The sequence below is a fragment of the Streptomyces sp. NPDC056948 genome, from assembly GCF_042674225.1.
In the GTDB taxonomy this organism is placed as follows: domain Bacteria; phylum Actinomycetota; class Actinomycetes; order Streptomycetales; family Streptomycetaceae; genus Streptomyces; species Streptomyces purpurascens.
Map to the genome: position 1 here is coordinate 1 of NZ_JBHUQX010000022.1, position 24,033 is coordinate 24,033.

The 24,033-nt window shown below is 71.4% G+C and carries 24 protein-coding genes and 1 riboswitch; of the genes, 17 read left to right on the forward strand and 7 right to left on the reverse strand.

The features are described 5' to 3' along the window. From ACFTZL_RS04900 to ACFTZL_RS04925, 6 genes are all read left to right on the forward strand, one after another. Positions 1-796, forward strand: a 796-nt coding sequence (locus tag ACFTZL_RS04900; RefSeq protein WP_382578335.1) for a sugar-binding domain-containing protein, incomplete at its 5' end; no start/stop codon positions are given. Positions 797-820: 24 nt separating this feature from the next. Next, positions 821-1,174 (forward strand): barstar family protein, encoded by a 354-nt coding sequence (locus ACFTZL_RS04905; RefSeq protein ID WP_382578408.1) that lies wholly within the window; start codon positions 821-823, stop codon positions 1,172-1,174. Between the two features lie 108 nt (positions 1,175-1,282). Then, positions 1,283-2,725, forward strand: coding sequence for a GuaB1 family IMP dehydrogenase-related protein (locus ACFTZL_RS04910; protein ID WP_382578339.1), 1,443 nt, complete (start codon positions 1,283-1,285; stop codon positions 2,723-2,725). Between the two features lie 319 nt (positions 2,726-3,044). Then, positions 3,045-4,511 (forward strand): amino acid permease, encoded by a 1,467-nt coding sequence (locus ACFTZL_RS04915; protein WP_382578341.1) that lies wholly within the window; start codon positions 3,045-3,047, stop codon positions 4,509-4,511. 10 nt (positions 4,512-4,521) lie between these two features. Beyond that, entirely contained in the window at positions 4,522-4,974 is a 453-nt protein-coding gene (locus tag ACFTZL_RS04920; RefSeq protein WP_003988931.1) for an Lrp/AsnC family transcriptional regulator, read from the forward strand. Between the two features lie 125 nt (positions 4,975-5,099). After that, the gene (locus ACFTZL_RS04925) at positions 5,100-6,245 is read left to right on the forward strand and encodes an MFS transporter (RefSeq protein ID WP_382578409.1); all 1,146 of its coding nucleotides are present in this window, start codon (positions 5,100-5,102) and stop codon (positions 6,243-6,245) included. Here ACFTZL_RS04925 and ACFTZL_RS04930 read toward each other — a convergent pair. Then, positions 6,220-6,789, reverse strand: a complete 570-nt coding sequence (locus ACFTZL_RS04930; protein WP_382578344.1) for a Repetin — start codon at positions 6,787-6,789, stop codon at positions 6,220-6,222. The two genes, ACFTZL_RS04925 and ACFTZL_RS04930, sit on opposite strands and share 26 nt — an antisense overlap. Positions 6,790-7,096: 307 nt before the next feature. Between ACFTZL_RS04930 and ACFTZL_RS04935 the strand changes: the two genes are divergently transcribed. Further along, positions 7,097-7,885, forward strand: a complete 789-nt coding sequence (locus ACFTZL_RS04935; protein ID WP_382578347.1) for a carbon-nitrogen hydrolase family protein — start codon at positions 7,097-7,099, stop codon at positions 7,883-7,885. Between the two features lie 44 nt (positions 7,886-7,929). Next, the gene (locus ACFTZL_RS04940) at positions 7,930-9,627 is read left to right on the forward strand and encodes a flavin monoamine oxidase family protein (RefSeq protein WP_382578350.1); all 1,698 of its coding nucleotides are present in this window, start codon (positions 7,930-7,932) and stop codon (positions 9,625-9,627) included. On the opposite strand, the gene ACFTZL_RS04945 is transcribed toward ACFTZL_RS04940, so the two are convergent. Both ACFTZL_RS04945 and ACFTZL_RS04950 read right to left on the reverse strand, forming a co-directional pair. Beyond that, positions 9,588-10,535: a hypothetical protein gene (locus ACFTZL_RS04945; protein WP_382578352.1), complete on the reverse strand. Its 948-nt coding sequence runs from the start codon at positions 10,533-10,535 to the stop codon at positions 9,588-9,590. The genes ACFTZL_RS04940 and ACFTZL_RS04945 overlap by 40 nt on opposite strands. 73 nt (positions 10,536-10,608) lie before the next feature. Continuing rightward, a complete protein-coding gene (locus ACFTZL_RS04950) occupies positions 10,609-11,307 on the reverse strand; it encodes a DUF5995 family protein (protein WP_382578354.1) in 699 nt (232 codons plus the stop codon). Between the two features lie 175 nt (positions 11,308-11,482). Here ACFTZL_RS04950 and ACFTZL_RS04955 point away from each other — a divergent pair, with 175 nt between their 5' ends. After that, a complete protein-coding gene (locus tag ACFTZL_RS04955) occupies positions 11,483-12,613 on the forward strand; it encodes a glycoside hydrolase family 6 protein (protein ID WP_382578412.1) in 1,131 nt (376 codons plus the stop codon). A gap of 30 nt (positions 12,614-12,643) precedes the next feature. On the opposite strand, the gene ACFTZL_RS04960 is transcribed toward ACFTZL_RS04955, so the two are convergent. Both ACFTZL_RS04960 and ACFTZL_RS04965 read right to left on the reverse strand, forming a co-directional pair. After that, positions 12,644-14,023, reverse strand: coding sequence for a uracil-xanthine permease family protein (locus tag ACFTZL_RS04960; protein ID WP_382578356.1), 1,380 nt, complete (start codon positions 14,021-14,023; stop codon positions 12,644-12,646). A 119-nt stretch (positions 14,024-14,142) separates the two neighbouring features. Continuing rightward, the gene (locus ACFTZL_RS04965) at positions 14,143-15,351 is read right to left on the reverse strand and encodes an MFS transporter (protein WP_382578358.1); all 1,209 of its coding nucleotides are present in this window, start codon (positions 15,349-15,351) and stop codon (positions 14,143-14,145) included. Positions 15,352-15,484: 133 nt separating this feature from the next. Here ACFTZL_RS04965 and ACFTZL_RS04970 point away from each other — a divergent pair, with 133 nt between their 5' ends. Beyond that, positions 15,485-16,813, forward strand: a complete 1,329-nt coding sequence (locus ACFTZL_RS04970; protein ID WP_382578361.1) for an ROK family transcriptional regulator — start codon at positions 15,485-15,487, stop codon at positions 16,811-16,813. 31 nt (positions 16,814-16,844) lie between these two features. Here the strand turns inward: ACFTZL_RS04970 and ACFTZL_RS04975 are convergent, their stop codons facing one another. Further along, positions 16,845-17,621 carry an SDR family oxidoreductase gene (locus tag ACFTZL_RS04975; RefSeq protein ID WP_382578364.1) on the reverse strand — a complete coding sequence of 259 codons (777 nt, stop codon included), beginning with the start codon at positions 17,619-17,621 and terminating at the stop codon, positions 16,845-16,847. 123 nt (positions 17,622-17,744) lie between these two features. After that, on the reverse strand, positions 17,745-18,632 hold the full coding sequence (locus ACFTZL_RS04980) for an RNA polymerase sigma-70 factor (protein WP_382578366.1): 888 nt from the start codon (positions 18,630-18,632) through the stop codon (positions 17,745-17,747). Positions 18,633-18,887: 255 nt separating this feature from the next. Continuing rightward, a riboswitch (FMN riboswitch) is annotated at positions 18,888-19,018 on the forward strand. Positions 19,019-19,162: 144 nt separating this feature from the next. Between ACFTZL_RS04980 and ACFTZL_RS04985 the strand changes: the two genes are divergently transcribed. Genes ACFTZL_RS04985 through ACFTZL_RS05015 form a run of 7 tightly spaced genes read left to right on the forward strand, consistent with a single transcriptional unit; the run spans position 19,163 to position 23,914 of the window. After that, positions 19,163-19,771, forward strand: a complete 609-nt coding sequence (locus tag ACFTZL_RS04985) for a riboflavin synthase (protein ID WP_382578369.1) — start codon at positions 19,163-19,165, stop codon at positions 19,769-19,771. Then, a complete protein-coding gene (locus tag ACFTZL_RS04990) occupies positions 19,768-20,412 on the forward strand; it encodes a nicotinamide riboside transporter PnuC (protein ID WP_382578372.1) in 645 nt (214 codons plus the stop codon). The genes ACFTZL_RS04985 and ACFTZL_RS04990 overlap by 4 nt, the downstream gene beginning before the upstream one ends. Then, complete coding sequence (locus ACFTZL_RS04995; protein ID WP_382578374.1) at positions 20,409-21,695, forward strand: bifunctional 3,4-dihydroxy-2-butanone-4-phosphate synthase/GTP cyclohydrolase II; 1,287 nt, start codon at positions 20,409-20,411, stop codon at positions 21,693-21,695. The genes ACFTZL_RS04990 and ACFTZL_RS04995 overlap by 4 nt, the downstream gene beginning before the upstream one ends. Before the next feature lie 56 nt (positions 21,696-21,751). Beyond that, the gene (gene ribH / locus ACFTZL_RS05000) at positions 21,752-22,237 is read left to right on the forward strand and encodes a 6,7-dimethyl-8-ribityllumazine synthase (RefSeq protein ID WP_184597131.1); all 486 of its coding nucleotides are present in this window, start codon (positions 21,752-21,754) and stop codon (positions 22,235-22,237) included. Positions 22,238-22,271: 34 nt separating this feature from the next. Next, positions 22,272-22,544 carry a phosphoribosyl-ATP diphosphatase gene (locus tag ACFTZL_RS05005; protein WP_003988914.1) on the forward strand — a complete coding sequence of 91 codons (273 nt, stop codon included), beginning with the start codon at positions 22,272-22,274 and terminating at the stop codon, positions 22,542-22,544. 55 nt (positions 22,545-22,599) lie between these two features. After that, positions 22,600-23,448 (forward strand): ATP phosphoribosyltransferase, encoded by an 849-nt coding sequence (hisG, locus tag ACFTZL_RS05010; RefSeq protein WP_382578377.1) that lies wholly within the window; start codon positions 22,600-22,602, stop codon positions 23,446-23,448. 13 nt (positions 23,449-23,461) lie between these two features. Beyond that, positions 23,462-23,914, forward strand: coding sequence for a PH domain-containing protein (locus tag ACFTZL_RS05015; RefSeq protein ID WP_382578379.1), 453 nt, complete (start codon positions 23,462-23,464; stop codon positions 23,912-23,914). The last annotated feature ends 119 nt before the right edge of the window (positions 23,915-24,033 follow it).

Here is a 24,033-nt window from a genome sequence, read left to right on the forward strand (position 1 = left end):
GCGCTCGGACGCGCTCCGCGCCCGCTACGGCCTCAGGCACGCTGTCGTGGTCGAGTCTCCGGCCGAGGCCGAGGAGACACCCGACCCCGAGAACCTGGGAGAGGTGGCCGCCGACCTGCTCGGCGAACTGGTCAACGAAGGTGATGTGCTGGGACTGGCCTGGGGCCGTTCCACGATCCACATGGCGGCGGCGCTCGACCGGCTGCCGCCGTGCACGGTGGTGCAGCTTACGGGCGTGTACGACGCCGGGACCGCCGAGCGCGGCTCGGTCGAGGCCGTACGCCGCGCCGCCCAGGTGTCCGGGGGTGACGCCCACCCCATCTACGCGCCGATGCTGCTGCCCGACGCGGCCACGGCCATGGCGCTGCGCAATCAGACGGGGATCGCCCGGGCCTTCGAGCACTTCGACAAGGTCACCGTCGCCTGTGTCTCCATCGGCTCCTGGGAGCCCGGCATCTCCACGGTGCACGACATGCTCAGTGACGAGGAGCGCGCGCACTACGCGTCCCTCGGTGTCGCCGCCGAGATGTCCGCGCACCTCTTCGACTCCGAGGGCCGCCGGGTCGGCCGGGACCTGGGTGAGCGGTGCATCACGGTCAAGACCCACCAGCTCCGCCGCGTCCCCGAGGTCGTCGCCATCGCGGGCGGGCAGCGCAAGGGCCCCGCGATCGACGCGGTGCTGCGGTCCGGGCTGGTCACCAGCCTGGTCACGGACACGTCGGCCGCGGACTACCTGATGACGGCGGGCCCGGCGCCGAAGTCCGCGCTCAACAGGGCCGACCCGGACGGAGTCTGACGGATGGTGAGGGAGCCGCACCAGGTGCCGGACGACCCGGCGGGCCGGATCGTGCTCGTCCTGGACCTCGACGGGGTCACGGACAAGGCGGGCCTCATGGACCGCTGCGCCCGTGACCTGGTCCTGCCCGACTGGTTCGGCCGGAACTGGGACGCCCTCGCCGACTGCCTGGCCGACCCCGCCCTCTGGCCCGAGGGGTCCGAGGAGCGGGGGCTGCTGGTCGTCGTGCGGGGCTGGCGGACGTACGCCCAGACGCGGCCCGAGGAGTGGCAGGTCGCGGAGGAGATCTTCGCCGAGGCGACGGACCGGGGCCCGGGTCTCTTCGTGACCCTCGGGCTTGGAGCATCCTCCGAGAGGCCCCCTGACCAGCCTGGATGATCTGCTCAGGGACCTCCGGGCCGTCGTCGTGGGACAATGAAGTACGTGCTCTTTCCCCCGGACCGTCCGGTTCGGGGGTCACCTCTGAACGACTGGGATGTGCAGCACGTGCGTTTCCTCAATGACATCCAGCCCGGGTACGACCTGACGTACGACGACGTCTTCATGGTGCCGAGCCGCTCCGCGGTCGGCTCGCGACAGGGCGTCGACCTCAGCTCCCCGGACGGCACGGGCACCACCATCCCGCTCGTCGTCGCCAACATGACCGCCATCGCCGGCCGCCGCATGGCCGAGACCGTGGCCCGCCGCGGCGGCCTCGTCGTCATACCGCAGGACATCCCCAACGACGTGGTCACCGACGTCGTCTCCTGGGTGAAGAGCCGCCACCTGGTCCTGGACACCCCGATCATGCTGGCCCCGCACCAGACCGTCGCGGACGCGCTGGCGCTGCTGCCCAAGCGCGCGCACAACGCCGGGGTCGTCGTCGACGAGAACCACCGGCCGATCGGCGTGGTCACCGACTCCGACCTGTCCGGCGTGGACCGCTTCACGCAGCTCACGGAGGTCATGTCCCGGGACCTGCTGCTCATCGACGCGGACATGGACCCGGGCGAGGCCTTCAACACCCTCGACCACGCCAACCGCCGCTACGCCCCCGCCGTCCACAAGGACGGCACGCTCGCCGGCATCCTCACCCGCAAGGGCGCCCTGCGCGCCACGCTCTACAAGCCCGCCACCGACGCGCAGGGCCGGCTGCGCGTCGCCGCCGCCGTCGGCATCAACGGCGATGTCGCGGGCAAGGCCCAGGAACTGCTGGACGCGGGCGTGGACGCGCTCGTCATCGACACCGCGCACGGCCACCAGGAGTCGATGATCAGCGCCCTGAAGCTGGTGCGCGACCTCGACCCGCGGGTGCCGATCGTCGCGGGCAACGTCGTGGCCGCCGCCGGCGTGCGCGACCTGATCGAGGCGGGCGCGGACATCGTCAAGGTCGGTGTCGGACCCGGCGCCATGTGCACCACCCGCATGATGACCGGCGTCGGCCGGCCGCAGTTCTCCGCCGTCCTGGAGTGCGCCGCCGAGGCGAAGAAGTACGGCAAGCACGTGTGGGCCGACGGCGGCGTCCGCCACCCGCGGGACGTGGCGATGGCGCTCGCGGCCGGTGCGTCCAACGTGATGGTCGGCTCCTGGTTCGCGGGCACCTACGAGTCCCCGGGCGACCTCCAGCACGACGCGCAGGGACGGGCGTACAAGGAGTCCTTCGGCATGGCGTCCGCGCGTGCCGTGCGCAACCGCACCTCGGAGGAGTCGGCGTACGACCGCGCCCGCAAGGCGCTGTTCGAGGAGGGCATCTCCACCTCCCGCATGTTCCTCGACCCGTCCCGCCCGGGCGTCGAGGACCTGATCGACTCGGTCATCGCGGGCGTCCGCTCCTCCTGCACCTACGCCGGTGCCGGCTCCCTGGAGGAATTCGCCGAGAAGGCCATCGTCGGCATCCAGAGCGCCGCCGGCTACGCCGAGGGCCAGCCCCTGCACGCAAGCTGGAGCTGACAGGCCAACGCCCTTTCGCACGGCCCTCGGTGTCCCGCCCTGCGGGAATCCGGGGGCCGTTCGCAGGTGTGGGGTACGTCCCTCTGACGGCCCGTCACGCAACGGTCGACAGCCGTCCCGCAACGAACACCCACCGAGCCCCGAGGAACGCAACGATCTTGCGGGCATGCGCAAGGTTGCTGCATTTCACCAGCAACGCCGATGCTCGTAGGCTGTCGCCTCGTACGTGGCGTGGCAGGGACCCCGCTCGGTGGGTCTCTGCTCCAGAGGTGCCGCCGGTCCCTGCCGCCCTGACCGGCAGCGATAAGGAGCCCAGCACGTGCTCGACCAAGGCGCACCCCCGCACAGCAGTAGTCAGACCGACCCGCCCGCCCCGGGCGTGGGTGCGCGCCTCATGCGTCGCAAGCCGGTGGAACACCTGGTCGCGGAGGGTGGCCAGGGCGAGGGAGGGTCGCTGCGGCGCTCCCTCGGCCTGTGGCAGCTCACCATGATCAGCATCGGTGCCACCCTCGGCACGGGCATCTTCGTCGTCCTCGGTGAGGCCGTCCCCAAGGCCGGCCCGGCCGTCACGCTCTCCTTCGTCATCGCCGGCCTCACCGCCCTGTTCTCGGCCCTGTCGTACGCCGAGCTCGCGGGCACCATCCCGGTCGCCGGGTCCTCGTACTCGTATGCGTACGCAACGATGGGTGAGCTGATCGCCTGGGTCTGCGGCTGGTGCCTGGTCCTGGAGTACGGCGTGTCCGTCGCCGCCGTCGCGGTCGGCTGGGGTGAGTACCTCAACGAATTCCTCGACGGGACCATCGGCGTCACCATCCCGGCCGCCCTGTCCGCCCCGCCCGGCGACGGCGGCGTGTTCAACCTGCCCGCGCTGATCGTCGTGCTGCTCGCGATGGCGTTCCTGCTGGGCGGCGCCAAGGAGTCCGCCCGCGCCAACACCGTCATGGTCATCGTGAAGATCGCCGCGCTGGTGCTGTTCTGCGCCATCGGCGTCCAGGGCTTCCGCTCCGGCAACTACGAGAACTTCATGCCGCTGGGCATGGCGGGCGTCAGCGCCGCCGGAGCCACGCTGTTCTTCTCCTACATCGGCTTCGACGCCGCCTCCACCGCCGGCGAGGAGGCGAAGAACGCGCAGCGCGACCTGCCCCGCGCGATCATGCTGTCGCTGGTCATCGTCACGCTGCTGTACGTCCTCGTCGCGGCCGTCGCTGTCGGCGCCAAGCCCTGGAAGAACTTCACCGACTCCGAGGCCGCCCTCGCCCAGATCATGCGCGAGGTCACCGGGCAGACCTTCTGGGGCACGCTGCTGGCGTTCTGCGCGGTCATCGCCATCGCCAGCGTGGTCCTGACCGTGCTGTACGGCCAGACCCGCATCCTCTTCGCCATGTCCCGCGACGGGCTGGTGCCCAAGGTCTTCTCCAAGGTCCACCCGAAGACCAAGACCCCCCGCGCCAACACCCTGATCGTGTCGCTGTTCTGCGGTGTGCTGGCCGCCGCGATCCCGCTCGGGCAGCTCGCCGACGCCACCAGCATCGGCACCCTGTTCGCCTTCGCGCTCGTCAACGTGGCCGTCGTGGTGCTGCGCCGGACCCGCCCGGACATGCCCCGCACCTTCCGGGTGCCGCTCTCCCCGGTCATGCCCGCGCTGGGCTTCGGTTTCTGTCTGTGGATGATGGGCAGCCTGTCGGCCGTGACCTGGGTGGTCTTCGGTGTCTGGATGGCCGTCGGGCTCGTGTTCTACTTCGTGTACGGCTATCGCCGTTCCCGACTCGCACCATCCGAAAAGTGATCAACCCACTGTGCTGAACGATCTCGACGAACGCATCGTGCACGCCCTCGCCGAGGACGCCCGCCGCTCCTACGCCGACATCGGCCAGATCGTCGGACTGTCCGCGCCCGCCGTGAAACGGCGGGTGGACCGGCTGCGCGCCACCGGAGCCATCACCGGCTTCACCGTCCGGGTGGACCCGGGCGCCCTCGGCTGGGAGACCGAGGGGTTCGTCGAGATCTACTGCCGGGGCAACACCTCCCCGGAGACCATCCAGCGGGGCCTGGAGCGCTATCAGGAGGTCGTGGCCGCGTCCACCGTCACCGGGGACGCGGACGCGATCGCCCAGGTCTTCGCCTCCGACATGCGGCACTTCGAACGGGTCCTGGAGCGGATCGCCGGGGAGCCGTTCGTCGAGCGGACCAAGTCCGTGCTCGTGCTGTCGCCGCTGCTGCGGCGCTTCTCGTCGGGATCGCCCACGTAATTCAGCGGCGTGATGTGCCCGACCGGCCTACCATCGGTGTCATGACCTGGCGACATTGATCCACAGCCGCGCCTTTCGAGGACCGCCCCGGCCGCCGCACGCGCCGCGACTCCGGCGTTCGCCGGCTGACCGGCACGCTGTACGGCTACGCGTTCCTCGAGGACTTCGTCCTGCTCTACCCGGTGTACGCGCTCCTGTTCCGCGACACCGGCCTTTCGGTCTGGCAGATCTCCTCCCTGTTCGCCCTGTGGTCGATCACCGGCGTGCTGCTGGAGGTCCCCTCCGGCGCCTGGGCCGACGCCGTCTCCCGGCGGGCGCTGCTGTGGCTCGGCCCGCTGCTCACCGCCGTCGGCTTCGCCCTGTGGACGCTCCTCCCGTCGTACGGCGCCTTCGCGCTGGGCTTCGTGCTGTGGGGCGCGGGCGGAGCCCTCGCCTCCGGCGCGTACGAGGCACTGGTCCACGACGAACTGGAGCGGCTCGGCGCGGCCGACCGGTACGCCCGTGTCATGGGCCGGGCCCGGGCGGCAGGCCTGGTGGCCGTGATGGCGGCGACCGGACTGGCCGGACCGGTGTTCGCCCGGGGCGGCCACACCGCCGTCGGCGCCGCCAGCGTGCTGGTGTGCCTGCTGGCGGCGGCGACCGCGACCCGGCTCCCGGAACACCGGACCCCGGCGGCAGGGCAGGAAAGCTGGGCGGCGACCCTGAAGGCCGGGCTCGCCGAGGCCCGCGCCGACCGGTCCGTACGCGGAGCGCTTCTCCTGGTCCCGGCCGTCACCGCCGTGTGGGGCGCCCTCGACGAGTACACGCCGCTGCTGGTGAGGGACACCGGTGTCTCCGACGCGCTGGTGCCCTACCTGCTGCTGCTGATCTGGGCGGGCGCCACAGCCGGAGGACTGCTGGCCGGGGCGGGCGAACGCCTCGGCGCCAAGGGCCTCGCGGCGCTGCTCGCGGGCGCGGCACTCGCCCTGGCCGTGGGCGCCGGCGTCGGCACCCTGGCCGGAATCGCCCTCGTGGCGCTCGCCTTCGGCGGCTTCCAGGCGGCGAGCGTGCTGGCCGACGCCCGGCTCCAGCAGCGCATCGACGACTCCGGCCGGGCCACCCTCACCTCGGTCGCCGGTCTTGGCACGGACCTGGCCACCGTCGCCGTGTACTTCGGCTACGGGGCGCTCGGCACGGCCACCGGACACGGCACGGCCTTCGTGTGGTTCGCCGTGCCGTACCTGGTGGCCGCGCTGCTGCTGGCTGCTAGAGGTCGGGCTGCCAGGGGGTGACCGAGAAGTCGCCGGTCCCCTTCTTGACCTTCTCGAAGGGCGCGGAGCCCACGCACTTGGGCAGGTCCTTCGTTTCGACCGGGGTGCCCGTCGAGGCCCAGCTGTAGCCGAGCCGGTCGCGGTGACCGAGGTCGTGCACGGTGATCCCGACCCGCTTGCCCTTCGCGCCGGGCAGGTCGGAGGAGGTGATGACACCGGAGACGACGGCCACCTTGCCGCCGGTGAGCAGGCAGTCGACCTTCGCCTTCGCCCGGGCGCCCTCGCCGTTCAGGTAGTGGCTCCACTCGAAGGTGCCGGTGGCCTTCGTCGGGTCGGCCTTGTCCTTCGCCGCCAGATGCGCGTCGAAGGAGAAGGTGATGTCGTCCCCGGCCGAGCGGTACAGCTTGGCCTTGCCGGTGAGCGCGGCGGCCTCACGCGCCTGCACCGGGGAGCCGGAGCCGGAGCCGGAGCCGGAGCCGGAGGACGCGGCGGCGGAGGCCGCGGCGGCGGTCGCGGTGAGCAGCAGCGCGGCCCCGAACACGGCGGTCTTCGTACGGCGGTTCATGGCGGTCCTTTCCGCAAAGGGAAGCAGGTCGTCGGAACGCTCACCACTGTTCCGGCACGGCGCCCGCGCCACATCGCACCGGGGACGTCACCCCGCCTCCGCCGCCCGGCGGGGGAGCACCGCACGGGCCTGCGCCTACGGGAGGACCGACGTACGACCGCGGGCCCGCAACGAATCGCCGCCGAGCCGTCGAGGGACGCAATGATCAGCTCACCGGCGCGCAACGGCTGCTCCTTGTCCGGCCGAGCCCGCCGACCGTACCGTCTATCAGGCCCCCGAAATCCCCGCGTACCGGTGAGGAACACGCATGCGCACCGCCCTGCTCCAGAGCTCCGGCAGCCCCGGCTCCACCGTCGAGAACCTCAAGGTCCTCGACGAGGCCGCGGGCCGTGCCGCCGCCGCGGGCGCCGGGCTGCTCGTCACGGCGGAGATGTTCCTGACGGGGTACGCGATCGGCGACGACATCGGTCGCCTCGCCGAGCCCGCCGACGGAGACTGCGCGGACGCCATCGCCGAGATCGCGACCGGCCACGGGCTGGCGATCGCCTACGGCTACCCCGAGCGGGCGGGCGACGCCGTGTTCAACTCCGCCCAGCTCATCTCCGCCGACGGCACCCGGCTCGCGAACTACCGCAAGACCCACCTCTTCGGCTGCTTCGAGCGCGACCACTTCACCCCGGGGGACCAGCCGGTCGTCCAGGCGGAGATCGACGGTCTGCGCGTCGGGATCCTGATCTGCTACGACGTGGAGTTCCCGGAGAACGTCCGCGCCCACGCCCTCGCCGGCACCGACCTGCTTCTGGTCCCGACGGCCCAGATGCACCCGTTCCAGTTCGTCGCCGAGTCGATGATCCCGGTGCGTGCCTTCGAGAACCAGATGTACGTCGCGTACGTCAACCGGGTCGGCCGGGAAGGCGAGTTCGAGTTCGTGGGGCTGTCCACGCTCGCCGGGCCCGACGGGGTCGCCCGCGCCCGGGCCGGACGGGGCGAGGAGCTCGCCCTCGCCGACGTCGACCCGGCCTTCCTCGCCGCGTCCCGCGAGGCCAATCCGTATCTGCTCGACCGGCGCCCGGGCCTCTACGGGTCGCTCGTCTGATCCCCTCACACCTGTTTGTCTCTTCTGCAAGGAGTCCGTACCCCATGACGTCCACCGTGCCCAACGCCGTCGAGCACGCAGACGCGCAGCAGCCGCCGATCACCATGTTCGGCCCGGACTTCCCGTACGCCTACGACGACTTCCTCGCCCACCCGGCGGGTCTCGGGCAGATACCCGCGACCGAGCACGGCACGGAGGTCGCGGTCATCGGCGGCGGCCTCTCCGGCATCGTCGCCGCGTACGAGCTGATGAAGATGGGCCTCAAGCCGGTCGTGTACGAGGCCGATCAAATCGGCGGCCGGCTGCGGACGGTGGGCTTCGACGGGTGCGACGAGTCCCTCACCGCCGAGATGGGCGCGATGCGCTTCCCGCCGTCGTCCACCGCGCTCCAGCACTACATCGACCTGGTCGGTCTTCAGACGCAGTCCTTCCCCAACCCCCTCGCGGAGGCGACCCCGTCGACCGTCGTCGACCTCAAGGGCGAGTCGCACTACGCCGAGACGGTCGCCGACCTGCCCCAGGTCTACCGGGACGTCGCCGAGGCGTGGAACAGGTGCCTGGAGGAGGGCGCCGACTTCTCCGACATGAACCAGGCCCTGCGGGAGCGGGACGTCCCGCGCATCCGCGAGATCTGGTCCCGGCTCGTCGAGAAGCTCGACAACCAGACCTTCTACGGCTTCCTCTGCGACTCCGAGGCGTTCAAGTCCTTCCGGCACCGCGAGATCTTCGGCCAGGTCGGCTTCGGCACGGGCGGCTGGGACACCGACTTCCCCAACTCCATCCTGGAGATCCTGCGCGTCGTCTACACCGAGGCCGACGACCACCACCGCGGCATCGTCGGCGGCTCCCAGCAGTTGCCGCTGCGCCTCTGGGAGCGTGAGCCGGAGAAGATCGTCCACTGGGCCTACGGGACCTCGCTCGCGAGCCTGCACGAGGGCGGCGAGCCGCGCCCGGCGGTGACCCGGCTGGACCGCACGGCCGGCAACCGCATCACGGTAACCGACGCGCACGGCGACATTCGCACCTACCGGACGGCGATCTTCACCGCCCAGTCCTGGATGCTGCTGTCGAAGATCGCCTGTGACGACTCGCTCTTCCCGATCGACCACTGGACCGCGATCGAGCGGACCCACTACATGGAGTCCTCGAAGCTCTTCGTGCCCGTGGACCGGCCGTTCTGGCTGGACAAGGACGAGGAGACCGGCCGGGACGTCATGTCGATGACGCTCACCGACCGTATGACGCGCGGTACCTACCTCCTCGACGACGGCCCGGACAAGCCCGCCGTCATCTGCCTCTCCTACACCTGGTGCGACGACAGCCTGAAGTGGCTGCCGCTGTCCGCGAACGAGCGGATGGAGGTCATGCTGAAGTCGCTCGGCGAGATCTATCCCAAGGTCGACATCCGCAAGCACATCATCGGCAACCCGGTGACCGTCTCCTGGGAGAACGAGCCCTACTTCATGGGCGCGTTCAAGGCCAACCTGCCCGGCCACTACCGCTACCAGCGGCGCCTGTTCACGCACTTCGTGCAGGAGGAGCTGCCCGAGGACAAGCGCGGCATCTTCCTCGCCGGCGACGACATCTCCTGGACGGCAGGCTGGGCCGAGGGAGCCGTCCAGACCGCCCTCAACGCGGTCTGGGGCGTCATGCACCACTTCGGCGGCACGACCGACCCGACCAACCCGGGGCCCGGCGACGTCTATGACGAGATCGCGCCGGTGGAACTCCCGGAGGACTGACGGGCTCGGGCCCTGCGAGAGGTCCGACCGAGGCGTGAGCGCACCCGCCGCACCCGCTGTACCCGCCGCACCGGTCGCGGCCGCGGGCGTCGGCCGACCTCCGGTACAGGAGGGGCGGTGCCGGCGTCGTCGTCCGGCTCACCGGCCGGAAGCCTGCGTCGGATCACCATGGCGATCACGGCGGCGATGGCGCTCACGGACACGGCGAGTCCGCCCAGGCCGGTGATCGCCTCGGTCACCTGTCGCCACAGGTCCCTGGCCCAGGAGAGCCAGTCGTCGTCCGCCGGCGGCGCCACCGCGTCCACGCTCCAGATCAGGGGCGGCTTCTCCACCAGCACCGTGTCGGTGTCGCGGAGGTAGGAAGTCATGGTGAGCGCGACGCTGAACGTCCCCGCACGCTCGGCCCGCACTTCCCACAACCAGACGGCGACGTCCTTGCGGTTCAGGACACTCTGTCGTTCCGACGACAGTGGCGTGCACCGCACACCGGCACCGGAGCAATGCAGCTTCACCCCTATCTGCGTACCCGCGCTGGCGACCGCCTGGGACTCGCCGGGGTCGGACGCGACCCGGGCGCCCGGAATCTCGACCCGGAACCGGCGCGGCGACGCATCCGCCACGAGCCCCAGGGCTCGAGGATTCGTGTGGACGACCGTGACGTCGAAGAGGTGGCGACGCTCCCGCTCGATCTCCTCGGCATAGGAGAACTGGTCGGACGGGGGTGCCGGTGCCATCGCGGCACCACCGCGCCGGTCCTCCTCCTCGCTTCGCGTGACGAATCCGACGAAGCTCCCCCAGACCAGGGCGAGCGAGAGCCCGAGCGCCACCCAGGAAACGCCGCCCAGAGCATCGAGGACCAAGAGCACCGAGCTGCGCCGACGAGTCGCCCACGCGCGTAATCCGACCATGCGCGCACAGCGTAGTGAACGATCCTGTCACCAAGCCCACGACCGAAGTCGCCGCCAGGGCAACCGAGTTGGATCATCTCTGCAACGGCGTGAGCAGCATGCGCCCCGCGAGGCCCGCCGCCGCGTCCAGGTGTTCGGTGAACTCCTGGGCCACGTCGGGGAGTCCGCGCAGTGCCCACAGGGCCCGGGCCGCCGTCCAGGTGGCGTCCCGGGCGCGGTCCAGGCTCCAGGAGCCGAGCAGATGGGTCAGCGGGTCGGCGATCTGGAGGAGGTCGGGGCCCGGCATCAGATCTTCGCGGATGCGCTCCTCCAGCGAGACGAGGAGATCGCCCACCGCGTCGAACTCGTCCTCCAGGTCGGCGGGTGCGCAGTCGAGCGTACGGCAGGTGTCCACGACGGCCAGCGCGAGATCGTGCCCGATGTGCGCGTTGATGCCCGCGAGGGCGAACTGCAACGGCCGTACCCCGGGATGCCGGCGGAACTGGAACAGCGGCCGCCAGCAGGCGGGTGGGCGCCGCTCGCCGGCCGCCGCCTCGACGGCCTCCAGGTACCGCTGCGCGAACCGTACGTCCAGCGTGATCGCGGCGTGCGGGTCCGCGAACCGCCCGGTGTCGACGTACCGGTCCACCGCCTCCGTCACGGCGAGGTAGACGCGGTTGAAGACCGCCACCCCGTCCCGGGGGTGCAGGGCCGCATCGAGGGCGCGCATACGGGAGATGACTCCGTCGACCGGAGTGTCCACGGCTGTGGGGACTTGTTCGCATCGCGGCATGCGGGCAGAGTCCCAGCTCTAGGCTGGCGGGAGTACCGGCTGGCCCGGCGCTTCCCCGAAACGGGGGAACGCCGCCCGCCGCAGGGGGAGGGGGAGCAGCACCGTGTCAGGCTTACGTGCCCAGCGCCTGGCCGCCCGCAGGGCCGAGCGCAGGCGCGCCGCCCGGCGCGGCGCGATGGTCGTGGCGGCCTCCGTCGTGGTCGCGGCCGGCGTGGTCGCCGGGGCGCTCTCCGCGGTCGACGACCGGCGGTCCTCGGACGAGGCCCGGACTCCCGAGGTGTCCGCCTCGCCCCGCTTCGCGCCCCTGCCCGCGGTGCCCTCGGTGTCCCCGTCGATCTCCGACTCCGCCTCGCCCACACCGTCTTCGACGAAGAGCGCCGTCCCCGCGCCATCACCCCCGAGGACCGAGACCAGGAAGCGAAAGCCGGCCGGTGCCGTGACCGGCCGGCTCTACCGCCACCCCGACTCCCAGGTGCTCGACTGGATACGGGCCCACGACGGCGACCCGCGCCACGCGGTCATCGCCTCCCGCATCGCCGAACGGCCGGCCGCCGTCTGGTTCGCCGACTACTCCCCGGACACGCTCACCGCCCGGGTCGCCGCGGTGACGTCCGGCGGTACGGCACAGGGCCGGGTGCCCGTCGTCGTGCCGTACGCGATACCCGGCCGGGACTGCGGCGGCCACTCCCAGGGCGGGGCGCCCGATCTGGAGGCGTACGACGCCTGGATCGACCGGTTCGCGGCGGGGCTGGGCTCCGGCGAGGTCATCGTCGTCCTGGAGCCGGACTCGGTCGCCCAGACCGAGTGCCTCTCCGCCGGTGACCGCGCGGACCGCTTCGCCTCGCTGGCCCGGGCCGGCCGCGTCCTGAAGGCCGCCAACCCCCGGGCACGCGTGTACTTCGACGCGGGACACTCGGGCTGGAACGCGCCCGGCAAGCAGGCGGCATGGCTGCGGCAGGCCGGCGCCGCCTCGCCCGAGTCCTCCGACGGGATCTTCAGCAACGTCTCCAACTTCCACACCACGGTCGACGAGATCGCCTACGACCGGCGGGTCCTCGACGCCCTCGGCGGCCCGGCGGGCCTGGGCGCCGTCATTGACACCAGCCGCAACGGCAACGGTGCCCCGGCCGACGGGGAGTGGTGCGATCCGTCGGGCCGCAAGCTCGGCCGGACACCGGCCCTCGGCACCGGCGAGGCCCGGATCCACGCCTATCTGTGGGTGAAGCTGCCCGGGGAGTCGGACGGCTGCAAGGGCAGGCCGGGGACCTTCACGGCGTCGTACGCCTACGAGCTGGCCGCGCCGTAGGGCCCTACGAGCCGGCCTCGCCGTAGGACGCTACGGCTTGTCCTCGTCGTAGGACGAGGTGCCCTCGTCCAGCAGCGGATGCTGTGTCTTCAGATGGGCCGGGGCGAAGGCCCGCAGGGCGTGGTAGCCGGTGATGACGACGATCGTGCCGAGCGCGATGCCGCTCAGCGAGAACGTGTCCGTGAACTTGATGGTGACGTTGCCGACGCCGATGATGATGCCCGCCGCCGCCGGGACCAGGTTCAGCGGATTGCGCAGATCCACCCTGGCGTTGAGCCAGATCTGGGCGCCGAGCAGGCCGATCATGCCGTACAGGATGACGGTGATGCCGCCGAGCACCCCGCCCGGGATCGCCGCCACGACCGCGCCGAACTTCGGGCAGACGCCGAACAGCAGGGCGAAGCCGGCGGCGGCCCAGTAGGCGGCCGTCGAGTAGACGCGGGTCGCGGCCATCACGCCGATGTTCTCGGAGTACGTGGTGTTGGGCGGGCCGCCGACCGCCGTGGACAGCATCGAGCCGACGCCGTCGGCCGAGATCGCCGTGCCGAGCCTGTTGTCCAGAGATTCGCCGGTCATCTCGCCGACCGCCTTCACATGCCCGGCGTTCTCCGCGACCAGCGCGATGACGACCGGCAGGGCGACCAGGATCGCCGACCACTCGAAGGACGGGCCGTGCAGCGTCGGCAGCCCGATCCAGTCGGCCTTGTCCACGCCGGAGAGGTCGAGCCGCCAGTGGTCGGTGAGCTTGCCGCTCGCGTCCACCGAGTGGATCTTGCCGAAGACCAGGTCGAACACCCAGGAGATGCCGTATCCGAAGACCAGCCCCAGGAAGATCGCGATCCGGGACCAGAAACCGCGCAGACAGACGACCGCCAGACCGGTGAACAGCATCGTCAGCAGAGCCGTCCACTGGTCCTGCGGCCAGTACGTCGAGGCCGTCACCGGCGCCAGGTTGAAGCCGATCAGCATCACCACGGCGCCGGTCACGATCGGCGGCATCGTGGCGTGGATGATCCGCGCGCCGAACCGCCGCACGGCGAGCCCCACCAGGAACAGCGCGGCGCCGACGACGAAGACCGCGCCGGTGACGGTGGCGCTGCTGCCGCCCTGCGCGCGGATGACCGCCGCCACACCCACGAAGGACAGCGAGCAGCCCAGGTAACTGGGGACGTGGCCGCGCGTGGCCAGCAGGAACACGACGGTCGCGACGCCCGACATCATGATCGCGAGGTTGGGGTCCAGGCCCATCAGGACCGGAGCCACGAAGGACGCACCGAACATGGCCACCACGTGCTGGGCGCCGAGTCCGGCCGTGCGGGGCCACGAGAGCCGCTCGTCGGGGCGGACCACCGCGCCGGGCGCCGGGGTGCGTCCGTCGCCGTGCAGTTTCCAGCGGACGCCGAGATCCATGGTGCGGTATCGCTTTCGTCGTGCGTGTGAGTATCCGGACCATTGTCCGGGTGCGCCGACGGTGCTGATGACCGGGGCTGATCAGGGCGTCCGCGTGTCCACCCCGGCCGGGTGCCGGCTCAGGGCCGCGGGTCCGGAACCGCCGCCGCCTCCGGCCGGCTGATCTTCGCCCGGTCGCCCGGGCGCAGCACCCGCGCGAACGCCACCAGGCCGCAGGACAGCAGCGTCACCAGGCAGAACGACACCATCAGGCTGGTCGCCTGGGCCAGCATGCCGATCGCGCTCGGCGCGATCAGGCCCGAGGTGTACGTGATGGTCGCGACGCCCGCGATGGCCAGGCTCGGGTTGGAGCCGCTGCGGCCGGCCGCCGCGAAGCACAGCGGCACGACGACCGCGATGCCCAGCCCCATCAGCGCGAATCCGCTCATGGCCACCGCCGGGTGGTCCGCGACGACGATCAGCAGACCGCCGAGAACGGCGAGCACACCGCTGACCCGTACGGTCCGCACGGCACCGAAGCGGTCCACGACCCTGTCGCCGGCGAACCGGGCGATGGCCATGGTGAGCGTGAAGCCCGTCGTGCAGGCCGCCGCGAGACCGGCCGAGGTCTCCAACTGCTCGCGCAGATAGACCGCCGACCAGTCCAGGCTCGCGCCCTCGGCGAACACCGCGCAGAACCCGATCGCGCCGATGAGCAGCGCCGACCGGGGCGGCAGCGCGAACCTCGGCGGCGGCTCCTCGTCCTCGGCGGGCTGGAGATCGAGCACCCACTGGCAGGCCACCACGCCGATCACGGTGAGGACCGCGGCGGCCAGCACGTGATGCAGCCGGGCGTCCGAGCCGAGGTGCGCGGCGAGCGTGCCGGCCGCCGAGCCGATCAGGGCACCTGCGCTCCACATGCCGTGCAGCCCGGACATGATCGACCGGCCGAGGCGGTTCTCGATCTCGACGCCCAGCGCGTTCATCGCCACGTCCGCCATGCCCGCCGTCGCGCCGTACGTGAACAGGGCCAGGCAGAGCGTGAGCAGGTTCGGGGCGAGGGACGGCAGGACCAGCGAGAGGGTCCACAGGGCGATCAGTCCGCGCAGCGCGTTGCGGGCCCCGAACCGGTGGCTGACGCTGCCGGCGAGCGGCATCGCGACGGACGCGCCGAGCGCGGGGAAGGCGAGCGCGATCCCCAACTGCCCGGCGCTCACGCCCGCGTGGTCCTGGATCCAGGGCACGCGGGTGGCGAACGAGCCGGTCACGGCGCCGTGCACGGCGAAGACCGCGGCCACGGCGTACCGGGACCGTTTCACCTCGCGCAGTTCGTCGGCCACGTTGCCCATTCTGCGGTCCCCCTCCAGGTTTCTGCCGCGCTCACGTCATGCGGGCATAAACTATCAGGAACCCTGCCTGATAATAAGAGGGTTTCCCGGCGGGCCACGGCCGACGGACTCGCCGATCTGGAAGGATCCCGGCATGCCCGCATCCCCGAGCACCGCCCGGGCCATCAACGACCGGTTCGCCCTGCGTCTGCTCCAGCAGGAGGGCCCGCTGACGGCAGGGCAGTTGAAGCAGCTCACCGGTCTGTCCCGGCCGACGGTCGCCGACCTCGTCGAACGCCTCACCGTCGCCGGACTGATCTCGGTGGTCGGCGAGGCGGGGGAGCAGCGGCGCGGGCCCAACGCCAAGGTGTACGGCATCGTCGCCGACCGGGCGCACCTCGCCGCGCTGGACGTACGCACCGAGGGTGTCTCCGTGGCCGTCGCCGACCTGGTGGGCCGGGTACTGGCCGAGGCCTCGGTGCCCATCGGGGGTGACATGGCCACGGGTCCCGCCGTGGAGCATGCGGTCGCGCTGGTCGAGCGGGTGGTGAAGGAGGCCGGCGCCGACCGGCTGCACACCGTCGGCATCGGGGCTCCCGGGCTGATCGACCCGGCCAGCGGCGAACTCCGTGACTCCTCCGGGCTGCCGGAGTGGCACCGGCGTCTGGTCGCCGCCCTCCAGGAGCGGCTGCCCGAGGCGCGGGTGAGCGTCGAGAACGAGACCAACCTCGCGGCGCTGGCCGAGCAGCGCGACGGCGCCGCCCGGGACCGGGACACGTTCGTCCTGCTCTGGCTGGGCCACGGCACGGGCGCGGCCGTGGTCCTCGACGGCGCGCTACGACGCGGTGCCTCAGGCGGCACCGGCGAAATCGGCTTCCTCCCGGTCCCGGGCACGACCACGCTGCCGTCCGCGACGGACTGCGAGGGCGGCTTCCACGGCCTGGCCGCGTCGACCGCGGTCGTGGACCTGGCGGCGGAGCACGGGATTTTGGCGGAGCCGGGACAGGAGCCGTCGGTGGTGGGAGTGGTACGGGCGGCGGTGGGTGTGGTGAGGGCCGCGGCGGGTCAGGTGCGGGGCGTGGAGGGCGAGGTGCCTCCGTCGAGCAGGGACGGGGCGCCCCCGTCGAGCAGGGACGGGGCGCCTCCGTCGAGCGGGGACGAGGTGCCCCCGTCCCCCTCCGCCACCCCGGCTGTCCGTTTCCTCGACGCCCTCGCCGATCGGCTCGCCGTCGGAGTCGCCTCGGTGGTGGCGATTCTGGACCCCGGGTGCGTGGTGCTCGGGGGTGAGGTCGGGCAGGCCGGTGGTGAGGAGCTCGCCGGCCGGGTGCAGGACCGTATCGCCCGGATGACGCCCCTGCCCACGGAGGTGCGGACGACCACCCTGGGCGGCGGCGCCGTCCTGCGCGGCGCCCTCCTCACGGCCCGTGACCGCGCTCAAGAGGAACTCTTCACCCCCGGGGAGCGGCCCATCCAGCGCTGGTAGGGCGCGCCGCGGGCCACCGGCCGAGTCCCCGCTACGCCTGGGACCGCCCGCTCCCCGTCCGCACCTGCCCGTCCCCGAACCGCCCCACCAGATACTCCTCGAACGTCCCCGTGCCGACCGCCCGCTGCGGCGTCAGATGACCGCCGCTCCGGAAGCCCCGGTACGCCGCTCCCCACAGAGGTATGTTCACCACCGCCCGACGCCGGCCGGACGCCTTCAGATAGGCGCGGGCCAGCGACTCGAACGTCCGCACCTCCGGCCCGCCCATGTCCTCGACCCGCCCCGCCGGGGCGCTCGCCGCCAGCTCGACCAGCCGGTCCGCGACCTCGGCCACCTCGACGGGCTGGTCCCGGACACCGGCCGGCAGGAACAGGACCGGCAGCTTCGACAGCCCCCGCATCATCATGACCAGCAGGTCGTGGAACTGCGTCGCCCGCAGTACGGTCCAGCCGAGCCCCGACTCCTCGACCAGCCGCTCCACGGCGAGCTTGCTCTTGTAGTAGCCGAGCGGCACCCGGTCGACGCCCACGATCGAGATGTAGACGAGGTGCCGCACCCCGGCCCCGCGCGCCGCCCTGATCAGGTTCGCCGCCGCCTGCTCATCGCCCTTCTGCGCCGACGCGCAGTGCACGATCGTGTCCACACCGGCGACGGCCGCGTCCAGCGGGCCCCCGCCTTCGCGCAGGTCGACCGCGTACGGCTGGGTGTGCCGGCTGAGCACCCGCACCTCGTGCCCGTCCGTGCGCAGCCGCTCGGCGACGAGTCGGCCGAGTGTTCCGGTGCCGCCGGTCACCAGGATCGTGGTCATGCTGTTCCGTCCCTTCGAAGGCCCGGGCGCTCGGGCTGGAGCGCCCTTCGTCAGCTGAGACCGAACACCCCTGCCGAATGTGACAGACACACCCGGCCGTCCCGCGGCCGCGCCCGGCGGGCCCTACGACCGGGCGAGCTGACGCCGTGCGAAGGCCAGCTTCTCCGGATTGACCACGGCCCGTACCCCGGTGACCAGCCCGTCTCGCACCTCGAACGCCGCCAGACCGACGAGCGTGTCGCCTGCCCAGGTCGCCAGCCCTGTCGCGCCGTTGACCTCGGCCGGCGTGAAGTCCAGGCCCACCGAGAACTTCGGGCCCCCGCCCGCCAGGAACTGGGCGATCCTGGGACCGCCCTCGATCGGCCGGCGGGCCGCCGTGACCTTGCCGCCACCGTCGCTCCACCACGTGGCATCGGCCGCGAGCAGCTTCTCCAGCCCGGCCAGGTCGCCGTCGCGGGCCGCCGTGATGAACGACGCGACCAGCTCCTCCTGCTGCTCGGACGCGGGCTCGAAACGGGCCTGCGGCTCGCCCACCCGCCGCACGGCCCGCCGGTAGAGCTGACGGCAGTTCGCCTCGCTCAGATCCAGCACGCCGGAGATCTCCCGATGCCCGTACCCGAACGCCTCCCGCAGCACGTACACCGCCCGTTCGGTCGGCGTGAGCCGCTCCAGCAGCACCAGCATCGCCATCGACACGGCGTCCCGCTGCTCGGCCGACTCCATCGGGCCGAGCGCGCCGCCCCCGGTGACCACCGGCTCAGGCAGCCAGGTCCCGACGTACCGCTCGCGCCGGGCGCGCGCGGACGTCAGCCGGTTCAGGCAGAGGTTCGTGACGACCTTGGCGAGCCAGGCCGCCGGATGCTCGATCCCCCCACGGTCGGCCCCGCTGTAACGCAGATACGCGTCCTGGACCGCGTCCTCGGCCTCCTCGGCGGAGCCCAGCAGCCGGTAGGCGAGCGAGAACAACCGGGGCCGGTGGACCTCGAACTCCTCGGCGATCGTGGTGGTCATGGGGCTCACCCTGCCAGAACGCCGTCCCGCACGGCGTGGGGAGGCCCGGCGACGGGCAAGGGCCGTCGTCACCGTCGCCGGGCCGGTCCGCTGGGGCGTGTCAACCCTGGAGCCGACCCTAGAAAGGACTAGACCACACCGTCAATAGGTGCGTACCAATCCCGGTGAGCGCGGCGACACGGTCTGTGAGGCAGCCCACACCGATCGCCTCTTTGAACGTCGATCAGGCGTGGCACACTGGCCGTGTACCAGTAGCAGCGCACTCCGGGGTCGGTGAAAGTCCGAACCGGCGGTTACAGTCCGCGACCCGGTCGCCTCCAGCGATCGGTTGACCAGGTGAAATTCCTGGACCGACGGTTAAAGTCCGGATGGGAGGCAGTGCGCGGCGGGCAGGCATACGTGCGTGCCGCCGAAGAAGTCCGTCCTCGGGGCGGGCTCCGTCCGGCGTCGCCCCCGGTGTCTCTGCTCGTACATCTGTCGTCATCGACAGCCCCGGAGTCCGTGCCCCAAGAGGCAGGAGGACCCGGGAAGTGTTCACCGGAATCGTCGAAGAGCTGGGCGAGATCACCGCCGTCGAGACCCTCGACGACGCCTGTCGCTTCCGTCTGCGCGGTCCCATCGTCACCCAAGGCGCCAAGCACGGCGACTCCATCGCGGTCAACGGCGTCTGCCTCACGGTCGTCGACCACGAGGGCGACGAGTTCACCGCCGACGTGATGGCCGAGACCCTGAACCGCTCCAGCCTGGGCGCCCTCGCGGTCGGCACCCGCGTCAACCTCGAACGCCCCATGGCAGTCGGCGAACGCCTCGGCGGGCACATCGTGCAGGGCCATGTCGACGGCACGGGCGAGATCCTGGAACGCAAGCCGTCCGAGAACTGGGAGATCGTGAAGATCTCCCTCCCCGCGGACCTCACCCGCTACGTGGTCGAGAAGGGCTCCATCACCGTCGACGGCATCAGCCTCACCGTCGTCGACGCCGGCCCCGACTACTTCACCGTGAGCCTCATCCCCACCACCCTCGACCTGACCACGCTCGGCCACAAGGGCCCCGGCGACCCGGTCAACCTCGAGGTGGACGTCATCGCCAAGTACGTCGAGCGGATGATGGGCGACCGTGTGCGGGGGGCGGACCGGTGAACTGGCTCAACTCCGAGGCCTTCACGCTCTTCGGCCAGCACATCAAGTGGTCGGACATGATCGGCAACGTGATCGGCCTGATCGGCCTCGCCTTCGGCTGGCGCCGCTCCCTGTGGACCTGGCCCGCCCAGTTCCTCTCCGGCCTCATCCTCTTCGCGGCCTTCGCCAGCGCCCACCTCGCGGGCAGCGCCGGCAAGCAGATCGTCGTGATGCTCGTCGCCACCTACGGCTTCTGGCAGTGGAACCGCGGCCGGCAGCAGGCCCAGGACGGCTCCATCGCCGTACGGTTCGCCACCTGGCGCGAGCGCGGGGCACTGGCCGGCGCGGCCGCTGTCGGCACCCTCGCGGTCGGCGGCCTGTTCACCGCCTTCCCGACCCTCTCCTGGGACCCCTGGCCGGACGCGTACATCTTCGTCGGCACGATCGTCGCGATGTACGCCCAGGCCCGCGGCATGGTCGAGTTCTGGTTCGCCTGGCTCCTGGTCGACCTGGTCGGCGTCCCGCTGAACTTCGCCAACGGCTTCGCCTTCTCCGGCTTCGTCTACATCATCTACGGCGCGCTCGTCCTGTGGGGCATGCGCGACTGGTGGCTGCGCTCGCGCGCGGCAGCACAGCCCACCCTGGAAGGAGCGCCGGCATGAGCGCGGCAACCATCGTGTACACCGACGACATCGAGGACTTCGCGCTCGACCCCGTCGAGCAGGCCATCGCCGACATCGCGGCCGGCCGCCCGGTCGTGGTCGTCGACGACGAGGACCGGGAGAACGAGGGCGACCTCGTCATCGCCGCCGAGAAGGCGACCCCGGAGATCGTCGCCTTCATGATGAGCGAGTGCCGCGGCCTGATCTGCGCCCCAATGGAGGGCGACGAACTCGACCGGCTGCGCCTGCCGCAGATGGTCGAGGACAACACCGAGTCGATGAAGACCGCGTTCACGGTCTCCGTCGACGCCTCCGCCGCGCACGGCGTGAGCACCGGCATCTCGGCCTCCGACCGCGCCACCACGCTCCGGCTGCTCGCCGACGGCGTCACGGGGCCCGACGACTTCGTCCGACCCGGCCACATCTTCCCGCTGCGCGCCCGGCCCGGCGGGGTCCTGACCCGCAACGGCCACACCGAGGCCGCCGTCGACCTCGCCCGCCTCGCGGGCCTGCGTCCGGCCGGAGCGATCGTCGAGATCGCCGGCGAGGACGGCACGATGCTGCGCCTGCCCGAGCTGATCCCCTTCGCCCGCAAGCACGGCCTGACGATCATCTCCATCGAGGACCTGATCGCCTACCGCCGCGGCAGCGAGCCGACCGTCCGCCGCGAGGCCAAGACCCGACTGCCCACCGCCCACGGCACGTTCACGGCCTACGGATACCGCTCCACCGTCGACGGCGTCGAGCACGTCGCCCTGGTGCACGGTGAGATCGGCGACGGCCAGGACGTCCTCGTCCGCGTCCACTCCGAGTGCCTCACCGGCGATGTCTTCGGCTCCGCCCGCTGCGACTGCGGTCCCCAGCTGGACGCCTCCCTGGCCCGTATCCAGGCCGAGGGCAGGGGAGTGGTGGTCTACCTGCGCGGACACGAGGGCCGCGGCATCGGCCTGATGTCCAAGCTGCGCGCCTACGAACTCCAGGAGCGCGGCCGTGACACCCTCGACGCCAACCTCGAACTCGGCTTGCCCGCCGACGCCCGCGACTACGCCGCGGGAGCCCAGATCCTCGCCGACCTCGGCGTGCGCGGCGTGCGTCTGCTGACCAACAACCCCGACAAGACCGACGCGCTCGTCCGCCACGGCATCGACGTCACGGCACGCGTGCCGATGCCCGTGAGCGTCGGTGAGCACAACCTCCGCTACCTGCGCACCAAGCGGGACCGGATGGGCCACGACCTGCCCTGGCTCGACACGACCACCGTGCCGGCCTGCAGCAACCAGTAAGACAGCACAGCGAGTCAGCACAGCAAGTCAGCAGTGAGAAAGCTCTGAGGAGAGACGTGAGCGGCAAGGGTGCACCGGAACTGTCCGTACGCAATGTGGGTGACCTCAGGGTCGCCGTCATCGCGGCACAGTGGCACGAGAAGGTGATGGACGGTCTGGTCGACGGCGCCCTGCGCGCCCTGCACGACCTGGGCATCGACGAGCCGACCCTGCTCAGGGTCCCCGGAAGCTGGGAGCTCCCGGTCGTCGCCAAGGTCCTCGCGGGCCGCGGCTACGACGCGATCGTGGCCCTGGGTGTCGTCATCCGCGGGGGTACCCCCCACTTCGAGTACGTGTGCCAGGGCGTGACCCAGGGCCTGACCCAGGTGTCGGTCGAGACCGGCGTCCCGGTCGGCTTCGGCGTGCTGACCTGCGACACCGACGAGCAGGCCCTGGACCGCGCGGGCCTGCCCGGCTCGAACGAGGACAAGGGACACGAGGCGGTGACGGCGGCGGTGGCGACCGCGGCCACCCTCCGCTCGGTATCCGAACCCTGGCGATGACGGAAGCCGTGTGTGGCATAGGCTGAGCGTCACCATGTCCAAGAAGACGTTCGAGGAGCTCTTCACCGAGCTCCAGCACAAGGCCGCCCAGGGCGATCCCGCCACTTCCCGCACCGCAGAACTGGTCGAGAAGGGCGTCCATGCCATCGGCAAGAAGGTCGTAGAAGAGGCCGCCGAGGTCTGGATGGCCGCCGAGTACGAGGGCAAGGAGGCGGCCGCCGAGGAGATCTCGCAGCTGCTCTACCACGTCCAGGTGATGATGGTCGCCCGCGGCATCTCCCTCGACGACGTCTACGCCCACCTGTAAGCCGCGGCCAGCCGCACCCGTTCCCGTAAGACACCACGCGAAGGAAGCCGACCTCATGCTGCGCATCGCCGTCCCCAACAAGGGTTCCCTGTCCGGCCCTGCGGCGGAGATGCTGCATGAGGCCGGCTACCAGCAGCGCCGGGAGTCCAAGGAGCTGCGGATCGTCGACCCGGTGAACGAGGTCGAGTTCTTCTACCTCCGCCCCCGCGACATCGCCATCTACGTCGCCTCCGGCCAGCTCGACATCGGCCTCACCGGACGCGACCTGCTCATCGACTCGGGCGCCGACGCCGAGGAGATCCTCCCGCTCGGCTTCGCCCGCTCCACCTTCCGCTACGCCTGCAAGCCCGGCACCATCGGCGGCCTGGCGGACCTCGCAGGCAAGACCGTCGCCACCTCCTACGAGGGCATCGTCGCCGCGCACCTCGCCGACCACGGCATCGACGCCTCCGTCGTCCACCTCGACGGTGCCGTGGAGACCGCCATCCAGCTCGGCGTCGCCCAGGTCATCGCGGACGTCGTCGAGACCGGCACCTCGCTGCGCAACGCGGGCCTCGAGGTCGTCGCCGAGCCGATCATGAAGTCCGAGGCCGTCGTGATCCGCCGCACCGGCGCGGACGCCGACGACTCCAAGGTGCAGCAGTTCCTGCGCCGCCTCCAGGGCGTCCTGGTCGCCCGGACGTACGTGATGATGGACTACGACTGCCGAGTGGAGCAGCTCGAGAAGGCCGTCGCCCTCACCCCCGGTCTGGAGTCGCCGACCGTCTCCCCGCTGCACAACGAGGGCTGGGTCGCCGTCCGCGCGATGGTCCCGGCCAAGGAGGCGCAGCGGATCATGGACGACCTCTACGACATCGGCGCCCGGGCCATCCTGACCACGGCCATCCACGCCTGCCGTCTCTGAGGGGCGAACACCGATGTCCGATCTGCCCACTCTGCCCGTCACTTTTCGGCCGGGCAGCACCCGAGCGGTGCTGCTCACCGCCGCCGTGGCGATCCTGGTCGTGATCACGGCCGTCGCCATGCTGCTGAAGCAGCTCAGCCCCGCGGAGCGCCTCAGCTTCGTCGTCACGGCGCTTCTGCTGGACGCGGTGCTGCTCCTGCTGGCCCGGCCCAAGGTCGTCGCCGACGAGTCCGGTGTCACCGTGGTGAACCTCACGAACAAGCGCCGGCTGGAGTGGGCCGAGATCCTTCAGGTGACCCTGCGGCCCGGCGACCCCTGGGTGTTCCTCAACCTCAGCGACGGCACCAGCCTGCCTGTCCTCGGTATTCAGCCTGGTCTCGCAAGGCAGCGGGCGATCGCCGACGCCCGGTCCCTGCGGGCGCTCGCCGAGGCCCGTTCCGTGGCCGACGAGCGGCATCAGAGCTGACTCGGGCAATCCACAGGGCGGCTGCCACTGCCGCACCGGGCCGTGTCTTGATTAATCTGTTGGCGGAGGCGTGAACGGATGCGCCTCCGCCTCTGCTGCCCCGCCCGGTGCACAGAGGC